This window comes from Ureaplasma sp. ES3154-GEN (assembly GCF_025780075.1).
GTDB lineage: Bacteria > Bacillota_I > Bacilli_A > Mycoplasmatales > Mycoplasmoidaceae > Ureaplasma.
Genome location: NZ_JAOXHM010000001.1, coordinates 17257 through 37115 on the forward strand (window position 1 = coordinate 17257; position 19859 = coordinate 37115).

Annotated in this window: 11 protein-coding genes; 7 read left to right on the forward strand and 4 right to left on the reverse strand. The window is 27.6% G+C overall.

The features are described 5' to 3' along the window. Positions 1-65 precede the first annotated feature (65 nt). Positions 66-740 carry a hypothetical protein gene (locus OF377_RS00060; protein ID WP_263835864.1) on the forward strand — a complete coding sequence of 225 codons (675 nt, stop codon included), beginning with the start codon at positions 66-68 and terminating at the stop codon, positions 738-740. On the opposite strand, the gene OF377_RS00065 is transcribed toward OF377_RS00060, so the two are convergent. Both OF377_RS00065 and OF377_RS00070 read right to left on the reverse strand, forming a co-directional pair. After that, on the reverse strand, positions 737-1327 hold the full coding sequence (locus OF377_RS00065; RefSeq protein ID WP_263835865.1) for a YigZ family protein: 591 nt from the start codon (positions 1325-1327) through the stop codon (positions 737-739). The two genes, OF377_RS00060 and OF377_RS00065, sit on opposite strands and share 4 nt — an antisense overlap. Then, a complete protein-coding gene (locus OF377_RS00070) occupies positions 1287-1700 on the reverse strand; it encodes a hypothetical protein (protein ID WP_263835866.1) in 414 nt (137 codons plus the stop codon). The genes OF377_RS00065 and OF377_RS00070 overlap by 41 nt, the downstream gene beginning before the upstream one ends. Positions 1701-1783: 83 nt before the next feature. On the opposite strand from OF377_RS00070, the gene OF377_RS00075 reads away from it, so the two are divergent. The 6 genes from OF377_RS00075 to OF377_RS00100 all read left to right on the forward strand — a co-directional run bounded on the left by OF377_RS00075 (position 1784) and on the right by OF377_RS00100 (position 14681). Next, positions 1784-2254: an HIT family protein gene (locus OF377_RS00075; RefSeq protein ID WP_263835867.1), complete on the forward strand. Its 471-nt coding sequence runs from the start codon at positions 1784-1786 to the stop codon at positions 2252-2254. A gap of 2 nt (positions 2255-2256) precedes the next feature. Next, positions 2257-2916 (forward strand): hypothetical protein, encoded by a 660-nt coding sequence (locus OF377_RS00080; RefSeq protein ID WP_263835868.1) that lies wholly within the window; start codon positions 2257-2259, stop codon positions 2914-2916. Positions 2917-3191: 275 nt separating this feature from the next. Then, a complete protein-coding gene (locus OF377_RS00085; protein WP_263835869.1) occupies positions 3192-5168 on the forward strand; it encodes a Vmc-like lipoprotein signal peptide domain-containing protein in 1977 nt (658 codons plus the stop codon). Positions 5169-5649: 481 nt separating this feature from the next. After that, positions 5650-6429: a hypothetical protein gene (locus OF377_RS00090; protein ID WP_263835870.1), complete on the forward strand. Its 780-nt coding sequence runs from the start codon at positions 5650-5652 to the stop codon at positions 6427-6429. Between the two features lie 383 nt (positions 6430-6812). Further along, positions 6813-9368: a hypothetical protein gene (locus OF377_RS00095; protein ID WP_263835871.1), complete on the forward strand. Its 2556-nt coding sequence runs from the start codon at positions 6813-6815 to the stop codon at positions 9366-9368. 207 nt (positions 9369-9575) lie between these two features. Next, positions 9576-14681: a DUF1410 domain-containing protein gene (locus OF377_RS00100; protein WP_263835872.1), complete on the forward strand. Its 5106-nt coding sequence runs from the start codon at positions 9576-9578 to the stop codon at positions 14679-14681. Between the two features lie 354 nt (positions 14682-15035). Here OF377_RS00100 and OF377_RS00105 read toward each other — a convergent pair whose 3' ends face one another. Then, positions 15036-18719, reverse strand: a complete 3684-nt coding sequence (locus tag OF377_RS00105; RefSeq protein ID WP_263835873.1) for a hypothetical protein — start codon at positions 18717-18719, stop codon at positions 15036-15038. Positions 18720-19214: 495 nt separating this feature from the next. After that, on the reverse strand, positions 19215-19823 hold the full coding sequence (locus OF377_RS00110; RefSeq protein ID WP_263835874.1) for a hypothetical protein: 609 nt from the start codon (positions 19821-19823) through the stop codon (positions 19215-19217). Between the last annotated feature and the right edge of the window lie 36 nt (positions 19824-19859).

Consider the following 19859-nt stretch of genomic DNA (forward strand, 5'->3'; position numbering starts at 1 on the left):
TCATCTATTATCTTTAGTGTTTTGTATAATATTAGAACTATAGAATTAAAGATGAAGGACAAAATATGAGTCAAAAACAGTTTAGTTTTAATCTTAAAACTTATCACGATAGACAATTTGATAATTTGGCTTGAAAAAAAATTCTTAGAGATTATTTTAATATTAAAAAAGTTAGTTCTGCTCAAAAGACTTATAACATTGCGATGGCAGGTTTAATGTTAGCTTTCTTTTTGTTAGCTCGTTTTATTACCAAGAACCTTGACTTCTTAAACGGAGCTAGTTGACAATTGCAAATGGCTGTCTTAGTTATTGGGTTAATGGTGCTACCTAATTTTTATTATAAACTTTTTTATTTGTTAATCGCTCCATTTGCGATGCTTATTTTCGGTTTTGGGGCGGAACCGATTATTGGTTATGTATTTCCCCATTATTCCTTTGCGTTATTTTTATTTGTTGATTTAATTTTATTGCGTTTAAATTACATTCATAAAAAAAATAACACTACAGCCTTCGCAATGATGTTATTTTGAATTTTTAGTATTGTATCATATTTTGGGGTGTGATTTTTTTATAGTTTACAAGGGGTATTGTTTTACGGAGTAAACTGAAAAGGTTCTTATATTTATAATTCAGTTGTTGTTTTTGGTTCATTGGCAATTAACATTTGAATTACTTTATTTATGATTCGACCGATAAATATCATTAAAAAATTTATGGTTAAACAGCATTTAAAATATTAAATTATCTTTCTGATTTCTCAACTATCAGATTGTATTTCTTCAAGAATTTCATCAATCTGACAATCTACAACCAACATGTCATCTAGACATGTTTTTTGTTTAATAATGAGATTGGGATGCTGATTATGAAAAATATTAAAAGTTTTCATATTAGTTAATAAAACTTTGATTTGATAATCATAAAGGATGACATATTCATCAAGAATACTGTTATTAATAATTTGTTCGCTCATCTTTTTATAAACATTTTTAAGATTGCTTAACCCGAGTTTAACTTTCCCAAAGTATCGGACAATACAAATTAAATTGTTCATTAAATTATACTTGAGTAAATTATTTAAAATAACTGCCCCTGCCGAGTTTTTTGGTTCTTGGTCATCAAACGCCTTGGTAATGATAGTAGTTTGCTTGTTAAAAACATAAGCATAAACAATGTGGGTAGCATCATAATATTTTGTGCGTAGTTCATTAAGGTGTTGGTCAATATCGTTTGCATTGTGCACAGGATATATGAATGCGTAGAAATTTGATTTATTAATATTATATTTAATTGTTTGATATTGCTTGATTGTTTTGTAATTCGGCATAGTAGGTTTTAATTTCATCTTTTAAAAAACTGTATTTTTTATATTTATGATCGTAATAAAAAAAGATGATGCTGTTTAAAAAGTAAGATATTTGTTTTTCAGTTAAAAAGGGTTTTTGGTTAAAATGTTCGTGCAATTGTTTTCAGTATTTTTTGTGAAGTAAAACAATCATAATAAAGACAAAGAAAAAAACCACCATCATTAAACAAGGGATAAGAATATATAAGGTATTGATGCGGTGGTCTAGTACCGCTATTAAAAAAACAATGATTAATGCAATTAGCATTAAAAAAACCATTGCATAGTATTTTCAGGTCGGATATTTACGAGGGTGGTTAGGGTTGTTAATGCAATCAATAAAGATATCTTTCATATTTATTACTTTCATTTTTTTATAATAGGTTTTTATATTACAATTAATTATATTAACAAAAAAAGAAAGTGTTTATCAATTTTATGAGTGATTGTTTATTTTGTAAAATAGTTAACCAAGAAATTCCAGCGCAAATTGTTGATGAAAATGAATATGTAATGGCTTTTTTAGATATTTCACCTGCAGCAGATGGACATTTATTAATAATACCCAAAAAGCATTTTACTAACTTCGGTTTAACTGATAGTGTTTATTTAGAGAAAATGATGCTCCTAGCAAAAAATCTAACCTTTGTTCTTGAAGATAGTTTAGATAATGTAATGGGGTTTAATTATTTGATGAATTCTTATCCTATGGCTGGGCAAGTTATAATGCATACACATTTACATATCATTCCTAAGTACGCTCCTGATGAAGGTTTTTATTTTGGGGCTCATAAAAAAGAGATTAGCTCTGAAGAACAAAAGAAACAAAATTTAAAAATTTATAAGAAGGTTCAATCTGTGGTGCAAAAACAAAAAAAATCGCGTTTTAGCAAACACTTTATGGCTTAATAATGCTTATTATCAACGAATTAAAACAAATATTAATTAATACAAAGACAGTTCTTAAAAACAGTTTTGAATTTTTACGTGCATATTTTTCGAACAATGCTAATATCGATGCTCAAGCGCTATTAAACGATATTTGAGCGATTAAACAACAATGAGTTGATTTTGTTGAGGAATATCCATTAGATAAAGATAAAATTACAAATTTAAAAATAAAACAATTTTATAATACATGAAATACTATTAAACAAGATGATGAATTAGAATTGTTTGTTTTTATTAACCAATTTTTTGTTGCTTTACCGTATTTAATGCTGTCTTATACAACTAATAACCAAGAAGTTAAAAAAGTTCACTGGATCATTGGGCACCATACCTTTAAAATCTTTAAGCAATGAGATCAATTAGAAAATTTTTGCCAAGAAAATATTAGAAATAAAATTACAAGTAAATTATTCATCAATACAGATAATCACGAAAAAATATTAAATAGAATTCAAAGAGTATACAACCATTATTTTTTAGTTAATTTATCAACTAACGAACGCAAAATAGCGCTTCGTTCATATTTCTTAAATCACCATTGATGGGTTTTTATTGTTAGCGCAATTATTTTGGGATTAATTATTTTAATCATTGTGGTTAGTACTTTGCATAAGGAATAAAAGGTATTATTTTTCTATATCAACACTTGCTAATAACAAGTGTTTTTTTATGTTTATTTACACAAAAAAGATCAATTTTATGTAAAAATAAGAAAAATTTGGAACAAAACCGCAAAAAGATAAACCTCGTGGTATTGTTCCAATTATTTTAAAATATCGTTCCAATTCATCTTTTTTTCGTGTTGTTTTTTTTTTTTTTTTGATTGTTCTCAATAATTAAATTGAAACTGCAACAAAAAAAGTTCTTGCAGTTGAATTTTTAAAGGAAAATACTTATGTTAAAAAAATCTAAAAAATTATTATTTAGTGCTCTAGGTGTATCCTTAGCAGCACTGGCGATTGCAAGCATTGCAGCTAGTTGTAAAAAAACAAAAGGTAATGAACCGGGGAAGAAGTCGGATAGTCCTAAAGGTTCAACTAATTCGAATATAAATAATCAAGAAACAAATAAAGATAACAACCAACAAACTGATCAAAGTAAAAACAACACTAATAATGATCAAAAAAATGATTCTAATAATGCAACAGAAAAAGAAGAATCTAGTAAACACGATAACAACCATTCCAATGATGAAAATAAAGGACACACTCATACTCATAAAGAAGTAGCAGAAGAAAAAGAAACTTGACCAGCAGAAAAATTTGTGACTTTTGTCGACACAACACCTACTATTTATGTAGATAGTTTAGGATCAATGATTTATGGAGTATTTGTAGCTGATGATAGTTGAGTTCGAAATTATTTATCAGTTTCAGGTTATTACTTAATTACTGATATGATGAATAGTAATAACGAACCAGTATTATCTAAATATGTATCAGGAAATGCGGAGTTAGATGCAAAATATACAGATGGAAAAACACTTGTTGATATCGGTTTTGAAAATGCAGATTTAGCAAATAAAACAAGTTTTAAAGTTACAGGAATTAAATACATTCATAACCACGGTTTCGATCATAAAGTAGAAGTGGCGGATGGATATGTAGTTAAATTTGCTCAACCAATAACTGTCAGTGTTGTTAGTGATGCAACATCTGAACAAACAAGTGCTAACCGTACAAACAGTTATACTATTTTGCAAAATAAATACCTTGAACTTGCGTCAAATGCTTTAAGTGATCATATTAAACAAGTGGATAAATTAGAAATGATTACAGAAGCTGAAACAAAAAATAAATTAAGTGATCAATTACGTGCCGAATATGTTAATTTGCAAAATGCAGTGAATGATTTAAAAAACACTACAGCTTACGATTCTTTTAAATTTAAGGCTTTGTATAATGCATATGTTGACTATATGACATTTATTTATCAACTAACCCAAGTGTATGAAGAAAGTATGCTAAATAATTTGTTATTAAAGGCAATCAAAAATCAACGTCTTGATCAACGATATATTGCTGCTAAAGAGTTAGTAGAAACAGCATACGAAGAAGTTCAACCTATTTTAAAACGTAAATTTTTATTATGAACTGATTACAAAAAACTAATCGATGTTTATCAATCATACTATGAACAAGCAAATCAAAAAGTAGAAGAGGTTGAATATACAAATAAATATAATACTTTAAAACATGATATTGAACACCAAATTCAATCATGAGGAACAGAATTAGATGCAGAAAAAACTAATTTTAAAACAAGAATGGAATCTGCATTTGCCTCTGCTGATGCTATGTTAGCTACAAAACCTACTGAGTCATTTAAAATTATTTATGATGCTTGAAAAACAATTAATGAAACTATTAAAATTAAAGAAGCAGTTCCTATTTTAGAAAGAAAAGCAAATGCTTTCATTCGTAACCTTGAATTCCAAATTCCTCGTTATAAAGCGAACCCACAATATGCAGAACAAGGTGCAAAAATGGAAACTATTAAGGATCAATTAAAAACACATCAAGAAAGTTTTAATGCAAATCGAGATAACGATTTATTAACAGCATATAAAACATTCCATGAAGCATATATTCAAGCCTATATTGCAAATCAGGAAATCACATTTGCAGCTTATGGATATAAAGAACTTCGTCTTGAATCAACAGAGTTGTTAGAGCAATTACGCGCAGATAAAGCAAAATACAATCAATTATTATCTGAATACGAACCTGCATATAATAAATTTCATGCCGCAACCCGTAACGATGATCAAGATGGCGTATTCGGTCCAAACGAAGATGGAGCCCCATTAACAACTTTTAAAGCCGTTTTCGAGAAAATTAAACAAGCAAAAGCTTCGCTTGATGAAAACTAGTTAATTTTTTAGCATATTTTTCCTATTTTAAAATCATAAAAAAATTAATATCGAAAGAAGTTCAACACAAATCAGTTGAACTTCTTTTTTTTGTTAATTTTACTTCCCAAATAAGTAATTAAATAAAATAGAGATTGATTGGCGAAATAATAATTGATATTTTTTTAATTTGTTAGTGTTATAAAACTTTAAATAACAAAATTATCATTTATCGAATAATCAAATCCAAAAAAATAATTGAATCATATTCTAAAATTAGGATCTAAGAGTGCTATTTTTTATTGTTTTAAAAATTTTTTATAATTTCATCATATTTAATCTATGTTTTAACAATCATCCCAATATTTTTATTTTTATGTACATTTTTTTGATATGAATTGGTTTTTTATTAATAAAAAGTCATTTTTATCGCGAAATTACACAAAAATTATAATATTAATTTACAAAATACATATATATGATTTTAGTTATGGAGAACCCGATGAAGGAAAAAGATCCTAAAATAATTTATAAGAAAAATAAACACAAAGTGATTACTGGTGCCATTCTTGGCTCTTTGACTACAGCAGGAATTGTTATTGCTGCAACTCAATTTCAGGGTTATCACCACAAAAGTTCTAAGGAATCAGAAATTCTTTACAAAACTTTTGACGATTTAAACAAACAATTTAATAACCTACAAATCCAAAATAATTCTCAATACGAGACACAGAAACTTCAAAAGGGTTTAAAAGAACAAATCAACCTAGAAATAAACCCTAATATAATTACAAAAGCACAAGAATATTTAAAAAATAATAAAAAACTTATTGATGGTTTAAAATTAGTCAATGATTTTAAAAGTAACAATTTTGATCGATTAAATAAAGATCAAAAAAGTATTTTTCTTAAGCAATATCAGCAACTAATTAATGATTTAGCGAATCCTAATAAGGATCAAAACTATGTATTTGCGACATTAGTTAGTTTTTTAAATGATCTTAAAAACCCTAAACAATCAGTTTCTAAAAATTCTAAAGAATTATTTGATTTAATAAATAAATTTGATATTATAAAACAACAAGCAGAAGAGTATGATCAAAAAATTGGAGATAACCCTGAATTTAATGATCTAGCAATTAATTTAAAAAACGCAATTAGTAATTATAATGCTATTGTACATAATAATCCTGATGTATCAGTGATAGATGTTATTCAAGCGACTAATGATTTAAAACTTGTTTTAACAGAAACTAACTACAAAAAAACATTCGCAATCTAATAAATAAGGAAATTACTGAAAAAGAATACATCGATATCACTGCTCCCAAAGAATATATTCCTCAAAACCAAACCCAAGCAGATATTTTAAGAGACTATAAAAACTTTTTACTCCGTGACCTTGATGTATATAACCAGAAAGTTGCAGAACTTTCTGGTAAATACCAAACTGAAACAATTGATGATAAACAAGAAGGAGTTTATCCTCTATCTTATAAACAAATTAATGACCCAGCCAATCCTCATCCCACTCTAAATAAAATTTATAAAGAAAAACTTAATCGTGAATTACAATGAGTTAGTGTTCAAGAAAAAAACCTTACTGCTAACAACCAAGAAATAGTTATAAAAATTAATGAATTATTTCAAAAACAATATCAATGATTGTTACGAACAAAAATTGAAGACAAAATCGAAAATGCGCGCAAACATATTCGTAATTTTGTGCAAACACTAGATCAAAATAAAAACAAGTATAGTTACCTAATAGAAGTATTAACTCAAAAATTACAATTATTACCTAACAACCAAAATAACGAAAAACAATATATGTTTGATGGGAATAATTCAGTAGAAGAATTAGAAAAAATCTTTGCTAATCTAAACGAAATTTTAAGGGCAGTTCCCGGACAAATTGCAAAAGTGGATTTTCAACAAGAAGTGGAAATTAACCAAAATATCTTAATCCCTTCACTTGAGGGGCTGTTGCCAGTAGTTAATGTTATAAATATTGATCCACAAACAGACCCATGAATTAATTTACTAAAAACTAAACAAATTGAAGATTTAAAAAACAAATTAAGACAATTTAATGATGAAATAAACAAAAATCCAAACACCAATTACATTAGCATCCGTACAAGTATCGACAAATTTGAACTATTAAAAAATCAATACATCGATGCCTTTAAAAAAGCGATTCGTTTACACACTGATCAAGTTGTTAACGAAATTATTCAAAAAAAGATTGGTGATATCAATCGGTTGGATACAAGTATTAACGATTTACTAACTACTTCTGATGATCAATTAGATGCTTTTAATGATGTGCAAGAGATCAAAAATATATTTACAAGAACAAAGAAATTAATTGATGATTTCATTGATACACCAGTGCAAATAACATCTAATTTGTTGACGATTGGGAAAAATTCAGGAGTTATTTATCAGCAAACGTTAGATGCTAAAATAGCCAATATTGATACAACACTTCAAGAAATTAGTCCACACTTAGACTATATTGGATATATTTTGCATTACCAGTATAATCGATACACGGATCACTTCTATAAAGATGAAAATGAATTTTCTCTAAGAACTTTTGCAAATAGGGTCCAAACAGAAGCCAGTGATGTTTTAATTGATAACAAACATGTAAATTTACTTAATATTTTAGATCAATGGGAAGCTAGTATAAATTTAAATAAATTAGAGCCCCTTGCTAATAATTTAGCAAAAATTAATCAATACAAACATTTGCAACGGCAATTTAAAAATGTGTTAGCAACTTATAACAAAACATATATTACAAACAAATTAACAAATAAGTTTAAAGAAAAACTAATAAATAACTTTGTAAAGAATCAAATTGGTTATGCTTTAGGGGGTTATAAACAAACAAATGGTGTTAGTTTTCTTTACAGCGAAGTAAATAATAATTCATTATTTAATTATTCATACGATGAAAATATTAATACTGTCCAAGGGAAAGCAGCTGCTTATTTAAATGATATTGCCAAATTGTTAAACGAAGCAGATACTATTATTTACCAAGATGAGACTAGCATTAATGATTATGGATATGCAATCTTCATGTATGAACAAATTGAAAATGCGAATAATAATTATAATCTCCCGCGATCAACTGTTACACCATCGTGAACATATGATTTAATTTTAAGTACAAAAGCATGAAAAGGTTGAAACCATGCTCAACAGAATATGTTGTGAATATGATCTTTGTTAGGTTCAACAAACGATAATTATTCTAGTGTATCAGGTTATGAAATGATCACTTATTTGTTAATGGGATTAATTCATAAATACGAAGAATTATATCGCCAACAGTATCCTAATACAACATTAGACAAGAATTATTGAAACCCTGAGCATACTGGCTTTAAAAATGTTTTAACAACAATTCAAAAGGCATATCAAGTATTAGATATTTTTGGTGTAAACACATATCGGCGTTGAAATGGGTTTAGTGGGTTTATACCTCAATATCAAACATTTACCAATCAACTAGAATGAAATCCCAACACTTTAGTTCCAGAAACTTTTGTCATCAACAAAACAAAACCTGATGAAAGTGGTTTTGATTTACCTGAAGATTTTGCAATCTATAATTATCTTGAATCAGATTCCGATAACTTAATACCATACACCCTAGATAAACAAGTTAAAATTATTGCAAAACAGAATTCAGTTGTGGATGCTCAAAAATGAATAATTAATGCAATCATAAACATTTCTGACGTATATCAAGAATTATTTAAAGAGATGTTAGTATTAAACGAACAAACTAATCATCATTTCCATTATATTTTTCAACCTGATTTAATTAACAATTTAATTTATAACAGTGTTGACAATTACAAGAACGCTTTAATTAATGATTTTTATGCCCAATGATTACAAACTAATAATATCTTTGATATTTCTGCAGGTACACTTACCCAACTTTATTTAAATGATGATAAAACAATTAATCGTGATCAGTTAGAAAATGATTATCATATTAAATTGCCAGCAGAATTACCATCTTTACCAACATATATTACTAATTTGCCTACATATACTGGCAGCAATTCACCGCGCATTATTAATCAAAACAAAGTTAATAAGTTTGTCGAAGCAAAAATTACTGACGAATTCTATATGTTACGGCGTATTGTTGATGAAAACATCAGTTTTAATTTCAAAAAAACAAAAGAGTAAAAATAATTAACCATAAGACAAAGAAGTGTGATTAAATTGCACTTCTTTTTATTTATCTATTATTTCTCAAAACCATAAATATAAAAAAATTTTAATAATTAACTTATTTTTTGGTTTTTTAAAACAAATCAATTGCCTGTTTTAAAAAATTAATTATTATATAATTAATATTAAAGCATCATAAAGCAAACATAAAGGAATGAATTTATGAAAAAAAATTACTCATACAAACAGATTAAAATTCTTGCAAGTTTAAGTTTACCCTTATTTTTAACCCCAATTATTGTTGCTTGTAGCAAAACTGACAAAGCTTTTTCTCAGATCCCCGAAAACCGTTTATCAACCAATCAATTAGAGATTCAAAACATCTCAATTTCAAACATTACTACAAATAGTGCTGATGTGCGGATTAAATTTGTTAATTCTAACAAACAACTAACTGATTTCAGTTTAGTAGTCAATGATAAAACTTTTAGAAGTAATGAATACGATCCAATAAACCAGGAAATTATTTTTCATTTAAAGAATTTGCAAAAAAATATGAAATATGAATTAAAGACAATTACTGCAAACCGATTATCAGCAAATTTAAGTATTTATAAATCATATTTTACAACCCTAAACCAACAAATCTCTAAATTAGAACCAAAAAAATCAGAACCTGAAAATCCAGAGGTAAAACCTGAACAACCAAGCACGAAGAATTATACAATTAGCGGTATTGATACATCTAGCGAACAAACAACCGCAAACATCATCTTCAACTTTAATGAAGCATTTGTTGGTAACGAAAACCTCACCCTGGTTTTAAAAAATAATTCTGATCAAACCACAATTGAAAAAATGATCAATACGTCATATGGAACTCGTCAAACTTTTAACTTTACAAATTTAGTTGAAAATACTACTTACTCTTTAGTTAGTTTAAAAAATCAAGATAAAAACATTAATTTAAATGAATTTATAAATTGGAGATTTACAACCAAAGAAGTTGAATCAATTGAAAATCATGAAGATCCAAAAGATTCAATTGCTAAAGTAGATAAGTTTATCGTCTCAAATATTAATGCAAGTCATATTACAGCTAATAGCGCAGTACTAACATTTAGTTTTAGTAATTATGAATTAGCAAATGATGCTAATCACAACTTTAGTTTAGTTTTAAATAATCAAACATACAGTATTGATGATACATATACACCTAACTCAAACAATCTAACTGTAGAAATTAGTAATTTAAAACCGAACACAACATATAATCTGAACGATTTACGTTTAAATAACAATAGTGTTTCAATTGATCAAAATAGTTTTAGCTTTCAAACATTGCAAGAATTAGAACCCACTCCCCCACCATCTCAGCCCGAATCTGAGATTACATACCAAATCCAAAGTTTAGGTTTTAGTGATCTTACAATTAATAGCGCTCGTTTAAATCTAACAACTAACCCTAGTTTTACAAATAAAAATCTTCGTGTCATGTTAGAGGCGGATAAAAGGGTTGAAACTTATGATTTTCATAATACAAACGAAATGATATTTAATGACTTAGAACCCGATACTACATATACAGTCGTTGGTTTAATAATTGATGGTAAAGAAGTGGATTTGGAAAACCAAAGTTTGAATTTTACAACATTAAACAACGATTCTCCTCTCCAAAATCCTCAATCAATTGAAAATGATAATTTCACAGTAAATACTATTAACATTACAAACATCACAAACACATCAGCGAATGTTAACATTATTTTTAGTAACCATGAACTAAAAGATAATAGTGCAAATAAATTTGTTCTAACAATTAATAATCAAACATACGAAGCGTTTTATACACCAAATACTTCTAGTGTAAGTTTTGATTTAAAACATTTAAATAAAAACACTACATACAATTTATCTGCCTTAACTTTAAACACCAAAAACATCCCTATTAATGATCAAATATTAAGTTTTACTACAACTAATGAAGCTAATAACTCAGTTGATGCTTTGTATTATACCAATATTAATTTTGAGCAAGCAAATGTGGTTGTTAGATTTAAACAACCCCTTGACAATGATATAATTCCCGAACTAAAATACCACAAATTAGGTAGCAATCAGGAACACAGTTTAACAACTTTCGAAGTGATTGATAATCAAACTTACCAATTTAATTTAACTAGTTTATTACCGGGTTCCCAATACGTATTAGATAACATCACAACTCAGCGTACAAAAATCGATTTCACTAATGATCAACCACTTTCATTTACAACTAGTTTCAAAAAGACTAATAATGATATTGATATTGATATAAGTGATATGGGAAGTTTTGCTATTTACGACAAAATGGTTAGTGAACAAAAAACAACACATGATTTTAGAATTAAAACAATTATAGGTTATAAATTTAATGATCATATTAATTATTTAATTGAATTAAATGAACCAACAAAAAAACAGGGGTTAATTAAATTAGTCAAAAACAATAAAACTTACTACCAACATTTTGATGGAAACGGAAATATTATTGTTTTACAAGTCAGTGATGTTAGCGAAAATGAACTAGTAATTAATTTTGATGAGCAAAATATAATTGTACCAGTAATAAGATATGAAAACGCATCACTGATATCCCAAACTAACACTAGTTTAACAAGTTTTAATTTGGATCAAACCAATAATAATTTAACTCTTTTCTTAGGTAATGCAATCGAAAATTCCACCTATCTAATTACTTTGAAACCGGATGTGAATGTATCTGGCGCAGATTTACAACTAGCTGCAAAAGTTATTAACAACCGATTAGTTTTTAATCATCTAGATTATTTAAATCCCGCATATAATCGATACGTTTTAACTCATATCAAATCAGTGAATACTAACCAAATAGTTAGTGTTGCAGAAAATCAAATTATAACAATTAATAATTTGTCAAATTATCCAACTATTACTAAAGTTAAAATCCAAAAAGATAGTTCAACAAATGTTTTTTATGGAACAATTAATTTTAATTGACAACAAAACCAAGAAAAATTATTTACTGGTAGATATTTACGATTAACATTTATTGACAAACAACAAAAAGAAACACCTGTGGATGGACAAAATGATATCACCCGCTATGGTTTCTATGCATTGGGTTATGGATATTTACCTCGCGATAAACAACCAGCAAATTTAAAATATGTTTATTTAAATTTTGATGAATTTAAGCAATTTAAATTTGATAATTTAGTGGAGGAAACTACATATGAACTATATAAGATCGAGTTAGTAAATAAATACGACTTGCAACCTATCCATAATTTTAACTTCACTAGTTCACATTTTATTGGCTTAAATTTGCTAACACCTAGAATTAATCAATCTAATTTGGCATTCACCGATGCGTTTGGGACTAATTTTATGTCTAATCCACAGGCAAATAGCACAGTAACTAGTTATGCAACACTAAAAGCATACGATATGTCCGATGCCACTTCTTACTCAATTGATTTTAATTATAATAATTACCGTAATTTAAACCGTTATTATATTTACGCAACCCAAAAATTTAACCAAGTTTATAGATTTGTTGAAGATTATTCGCCAAAAAAACGTACAGTTAAAGAAATAAATTTTGCTAATAACCAAAAAGTTAACTGGGGGGTTGTTGCGGAAAATTATAACGAACGACAGTGACAAGAAACAGATAACCGCAAAAAGTTAACAATTACAAAAAACTTAAATAACTTCATAAATTTAAATGATCAAAATGACATTTTAATGAACTTGAACTTTTTTGCTAGTGTCAAACCGATTAATTTAGATGAATGAGAATTAAATCATTTCTCATATAGTTTGAGTTTTTCTTATAATCAATTAAAGAATGCACCAAGCCAAACTTTAGATAATGTTAAAATTGATTTTGTACAAAATTGAGAAACAATGTATAAGAGTATTAACCACTTACTAGATGGGAATTACGCGTATCGCTTAACTTTAGATGAGGATAACCTTGAAAAGATATTAAACGATCGGATTAGCGCTAAAATAGTACTAAAAGGCAACCAATTAATTATTACTTTAACAGCCAAAAATGGGGTTATGAATAAAGATTTATATATCCATAATTTATCCCAATCATTATCAACTTATGTTGACAAAGCTAACACCTTTTTCTCTGTCATGTCTATTCCGAAAAACAATAATGATCTTGTGTATGAGAGCAATCAAATGAAAGATATTTTTACTAATGTCACAGATTTTAAAGGTTATATGTATGAGTTAAGAAACCACTTTGTTGTGTTAGATGATTATGACAAACCAAACAAAAAACTAGGAATGGAATTCGCTGTTTCTAATTGAAAGACAACAAATGATCCAGTCAATAAAATTCATGATGATGTCATAATGCGATCAATCGGCTTGGATTTTGGTACTGGATGATTAATTAGCAAAGTAAAACCAAGTGATCCAAATGATTATCACTATTACATTGCAACCAATAAACATGTGCCGATTGATTATAGCGAGGCATTATTAGCTCCAAAACCCCATACATCCCAAACTGATACATCATATTACCACCAACGTTTAGGCAAATGAAATTTAGAAACAGAGGTTGTTTGGGAAGCAACAGCGAACAAAAAAATCGATGGTACATATGCTACATTTGCTAATTACCAAGATGGCTATGAAAGTGGAAATGAATATTTACAAAAAATGGCAGGTACTGATTTACAGATTGCAAAAATTAATGTTAAGCCATTAATTGATTATTATTTAGCCCACAAAGACCAAAATTCAATTGATGATACTTTTAAAGTAACAGAAAATGTATATAACTGAATTAACGTAAATAAAAACACTAAATTCTCACAACAAGGTCGTTATATTCGTCCGCATACATTTGCTACCTTTTATTTATCATCGTTTCCCGGTTCATTAAGTTATGGTACAAAACATAACATTCAAATGCAGCACAATTTTGTAGGTGATTTTATGCGTGCTGACTACGGAAGCTATGGATTAACTTTATCATATGGTTTCTATAACGAATTCCCTACATCCACCAAAGATGCTGAGTATCAATTGCAACCAGGCAGTTCAGGAACAGGAATTTATGACGCAAAAGGTGATTTTATCGCTATCCATGCGGGCAAGGACGCCGGTCAAAATGGAGCATATATTCTTTCAACTCCCCGAATGAACTTTATGGGCGAACTATATGATTATAACAACCATTCATTTGCGTATTATATCCAAAGAAAACATCGCTTATATCCTGAAAAATATGATATGTTAAATGTATTTTATACATTTGAAAAGCCATTTAACAAATAAAATAATTTTTAATATAAACATAGCAAATGATTTCAAAAAAACACTTTAGCAATTAAAGTGTTTTTTGTCTTGTCAAGAAGAAGAAATTACCTAAATTACATTTGTAAATAACTCTTTTTTGCTGTAGGAAGTATATTAATTACTTTTATTTCCAGAATATTAAATTAATGAATAACTTTCTTAACGAAAATAAATTTTTCTTTTTCAAAAAAGTTAAAGATTTCATTTAAACAATTAAATCTCCGATTCTTTTTATTTTGGCAAAAGTTTTATAGAATTCTTTTTTAAGCGAAGTTATTATTAAAAAAGAACTAATACCAATTATATTAGGTTTAGTCCTTTTTTAATAATATATTAATTATTTTCAACTAACGGATCTTCAATTGAAATATTCTTATAATTACCAAGTATATAGAAACGATCGCTAATTTTTGCGTTTGTAAAGCTAACTAGTTTAAGTTTGTCAATAATCCGCATATTTTCATATACGGGATATTCTTGATTTATATCAACAAATTGATGTTCTTCTTTGCCAATTTCTTCTGTTTCAAAGTTTTCAAAATATTTTTTGTTTTCAACAGCCGTGTTAATTGTATTACCTCCACCATTTGTCGCTTCTGTAATATGATTTTGATAATCTTGGGCATTAGTTCAAATCAAATTCGAAATTAAATCCTTTTGGAAGACATATGCATCATTAGGATTAACATCTTTATTTAAAATTAACATTTCTTTGAATAAAGTTTGGTAAACATCCATAATATTAATCATTGCGTTTAAAAGTCATGTTTTTTTGCTAACCATTGCACCTATTCCTGCAGGTATTGGTTTTTTCGTTTGATCTAATCGATAAGGAGTTAAATTATCATTATTACCTAAAGTGACTTCATAAACAACAAAGTCTTTAGGCATGTTATATCCATCATCTGTTGGTTTTGTTTGAAAAATTTGAACATCTTTAATTAGTGGAATTTGATCATGATTTCAATCTTTTTTTGCAACAAAATCGTGGTATTGTGAGGCATAAATTCTAAAACCATTTCATTTTCTAAAGGTGTTGATTCCGAAAATGTCATAAATTTTTTGTGCTTTCTGGATAGTTGTTAAATCAGTTTTAAAAGCGGTATGACTATCATCTCAGTAATTAATATCTACTTGTTGATTACTATTTTTCATTGCATATAATGATTTGTATTTTTCAATTAAACCATACAACATATATGTCAACATTTCATATCCCGCAACACTAGGGTGTTCCTCGGTACTATTTGTTTCTCCTAATAATGATCGTACCCAACGATTATTATCTTCATTCCAACTTTGTCAAGCGTTAGTACTTAAAATGTTCTTGTATACTCAGGAAGGGCTACGATTTTCTTGCTTATTTACTAAGTTGTTTGCTGGTTCTTTAAATTGTTTGAATAAGAATACAGCATACGCATAATCGTTAACCTGAGATTGTTCTTTCGTTATAATGTCATCAGCGTTATTTAATAGATTAGCGATATCATTGATGTATGCACGCGAAATACCACTAAATTTGTTCAAATCTGCAAATTCGTGATCATTTCCATAATTACCAACTAAATTTTGGATATCACTACCATATGGGAAGGCTACACCACTAGTTTGATTATAGTTTCCAAATAAATAACCAATTTGATTTTGCACATAAGCATCAGTCAATTTACTTTTAAGTTCATCGTTTACTTGATTTGCAATATATTCTTTATTGTATTCATAAAGGTGGTTATTAAACGCTTGTTCTTTGATAAAGAAATCTGCAATGGAATTTAATTTTTCGCTAATTAAAACTTTATTTGTATTAAAATGAGTTGTTTGTTCTCAACTATTTAATAAAACTTCTAAATTAGGATGATTTTCATCCACTGTATTATTACCCCGTCCGGTTTGTACTGCATGGACAAAAGAAGATAAATCTCAACCATTTTCTTGTTTTCAATGGGAACCATTAAAATCATTATAATATTTTGTAATATCTCTTGCAATTTGTTCAAACATATTTTCTGTTCTCGAAATTTCACTCTCAATATTCGCTACTTTTTGTTGCAAAATATCTTTATATAATTGTCCAGAGTTAATTCCAATTTGCAACAAGTTTGCTGTCATTTGGACAGGTGTGTTCGCTAAATCTGCTAGTAGCATTTTAATTTTTGCATACACTTCTTTAATTTCTAATGTTTTTTCAAAAACTGCTGAAATACCATTTGCGGATGCGATAATTTGGTTAACAATTGTTTCTAAATCAGCATTGTTTCCAATTGTATTGTTAATTAAATTATCATGTGCTTCATTAGCATAGTATCCAATTGCTTGGCTATAAGCATTAATATATTCTGTTTTAACACCATTAAACTGACTAATTTTTTCTTTAATTTGTGCAAAATTAACATCATCAATTTGCCTAACTGTTTCATTAAATGTTTCTATATCTGCTTTTAACTTCTCAATTTTCTCAACACTTAAGAATTTTACTCATGGATTTTGAGTTGAATCAATTGCGTTTGTCGTGCCAACGTCTAACAATCCTCTTAATGAGGGAATTAAAATATTTTTATCATTGTCGACAATTTGTTTAAAATCAGCTTTTGCCTTTTGTCCAGGAAGGGCGTTAAATACTAAATTTAAATTGTTAAAAATAGTTTCTAGTTCAGTTAGCGAATTATTTCCGTTAAACATATAAGATGTGTTCGCATCCGTTGTTGGTAACTTTTGTAACTTAGCTGTTAAATCCGCAATTAATTGTGGATATTGTTCTTTACTTAATGTACTAATAATAAAGCCAATATTTTCTCGCGCGCTTTCGATTTTTTCTTCCAAATTTGTTCGTAATAATCATAAATTATGTTGTTTAATTGATTCATAAATCTTCGAAGCGATTTCTTTATTCGTTGTTGTTAAATTAGCTTCTTGTTCACGAATAAATATCAATTGGTTATCAAGAAATGTTTTATATGTTTTGTTATAAGTATTTTCTGGATTGTTAGGATTATTAATCTCTGCGTATGATTTAGGATACACGGTATTCACATCATCATTTGGAATGTGTTCTGATTGGTATTTATTTGATAACTCTGTTGTTTTTGCATTATAGAACTCAATCATAGAGTTAATTTGTTTTTTATAATCAGATAAAATATCATCAGTTGTTTTATCACCAGAATGATATTCCTCTTTTTTATCGTCATTTTGTTTATTTTGCAGATCGTGAATTTCTTTTTGGTATTTTGTTTTTATCAAAGCTAATTCTAAGTCGCTAATCGCACGTTCAATATCTTTGCTTGGAACAAAAGTATTATTAGCGGGGTGCACAATATCATTGTATTTTTTAATTGCATTTGCAAGATTTAAAGATAAATCATTATACTCAGGAAGAGTGGTAATAGTATCATTAAATCTTTCTGCTTTCTGTTTAAGCACATCAAATTCGTTTATCATTTTATTATGATCTACAGTGTCTTTACTATCCGTATTTTCTTTTCCGTTTTTTTCCAAATCAGACAAGTAAGTTTTAATTTCTTTAATAACTGTAGGCGAATCTACATCAGGTGTAAAAATCTGCTCAATCAACCTGTTTAATTCATAATTTAGTTTTTGTTTTTCTTCGTTTGTTTTTAAATTAGCAAGTTTTTTGTTTTTTAATTCGTTAAGTAATTTTAGTGGTTCAATAATTTTTTTATTATTATTTAGAAAATCTTTTGCTTTTTGAATGATAAAACTGTGATCGTTATCGCCATTAATGCCATCAATATGATTAGCTAAATCATTCATAATCGTTGTAACTTCATTGCTTTCCATATTTTTAATATTTAGATTCTTAAAGAAATGATCTAATGCATCATAAGTGCGACGTAAACTGTTTAATTCTGTATTTGCTGTATTTGAATTACTTTTTGGTTTATAAAGTTGTGTTGCAGCAATTACGATTGCTGCTGCAGCTAGAGAACCAATAACAACCCCAGCAATTACTCGTCGTCTTCGTTTTTTTTCTTTTTGTTTAAAATTTTCTTCATTCATATGCTATTCTCCATATTAAACTCTTTATTTCTTAGTTTAAATTATAAGTCCAAATTTGTTAGTTTTTGAATAATTTTGTGTAAAATTATGATAAAAAACATTTTTATCAATTATTCGACTAATTTCTTTATATTATAAGGGGAATTTTAATTATTTGATTTTTTTCATATAACTTAAAGAATGTAAATTTTCATAATAATAACATTATTTTATTTATTAATTGCATATAATACACTTTTAAATATGCAGTAAAATTATATTTATTTTAGTTAGATATTATAAAAAAACTTTAAATACAAATACAATTTTATTTAATAATGTTTTAAGAAGAAAAATTAGAATAATAAACAACTTACTTCTTTTTTATAAAAAACAATAAAAATTAGAAAGCAAAATGTTATGTTAGCAAATAATAAAATCCTATTTTAATTAGTCATATAAAACGAAAACAAGGCTTATAAAATACAAAAAAATAAACCCTGTTTTTAAAATAAATTATGATTTACGACGAGTAGAAATCCGTTTTCAAACATCATCTTTTAGACTTAAACTTTTAATGTATGCTTGATGAGGTGCATACCTTTCAGCCTGAATTACCCTATGGTCTTGATTAGTCATTTTTAAATAAATCTGCAAAGCATTACGAATTAAAATATTTGTTGTTCGTACATCTTTTAAACCAAAATAAAACTGATCATCTAAATCAACAATGTGACTAATTTCTGCTAAATAAGGAACAAAAGGAATAAAATCTTCTAAACTTGCTGTTCGGCGCATAGCAATAATAATAGCTTTTTGAATACTATGATACAAATACAACGACTCATCAACCAATGCACTCTGCATTACATCTGTATATTGATTTTGATTCGCTTGCATTGCATCGTAATCCTCCATTGCTAATTGCTCAAGAGTTAAAGTGTATAATTGTTGAGCTTTTTTAATTGTTGAACGTTTCAAATAAGGATTTTTTGCAGCACAATTTAAAATTGTTACAAAAGCATCACTACTAGTTGCAATAACGTCAATCATTTTTGTTTGATTGTTGTAAGATACAAATTTAAACAAACTATCTTCGGTATTATATTTAATAAAATTTTGCATAACGCATTCCCTGCTCTTCCAATTTACTAATTATTA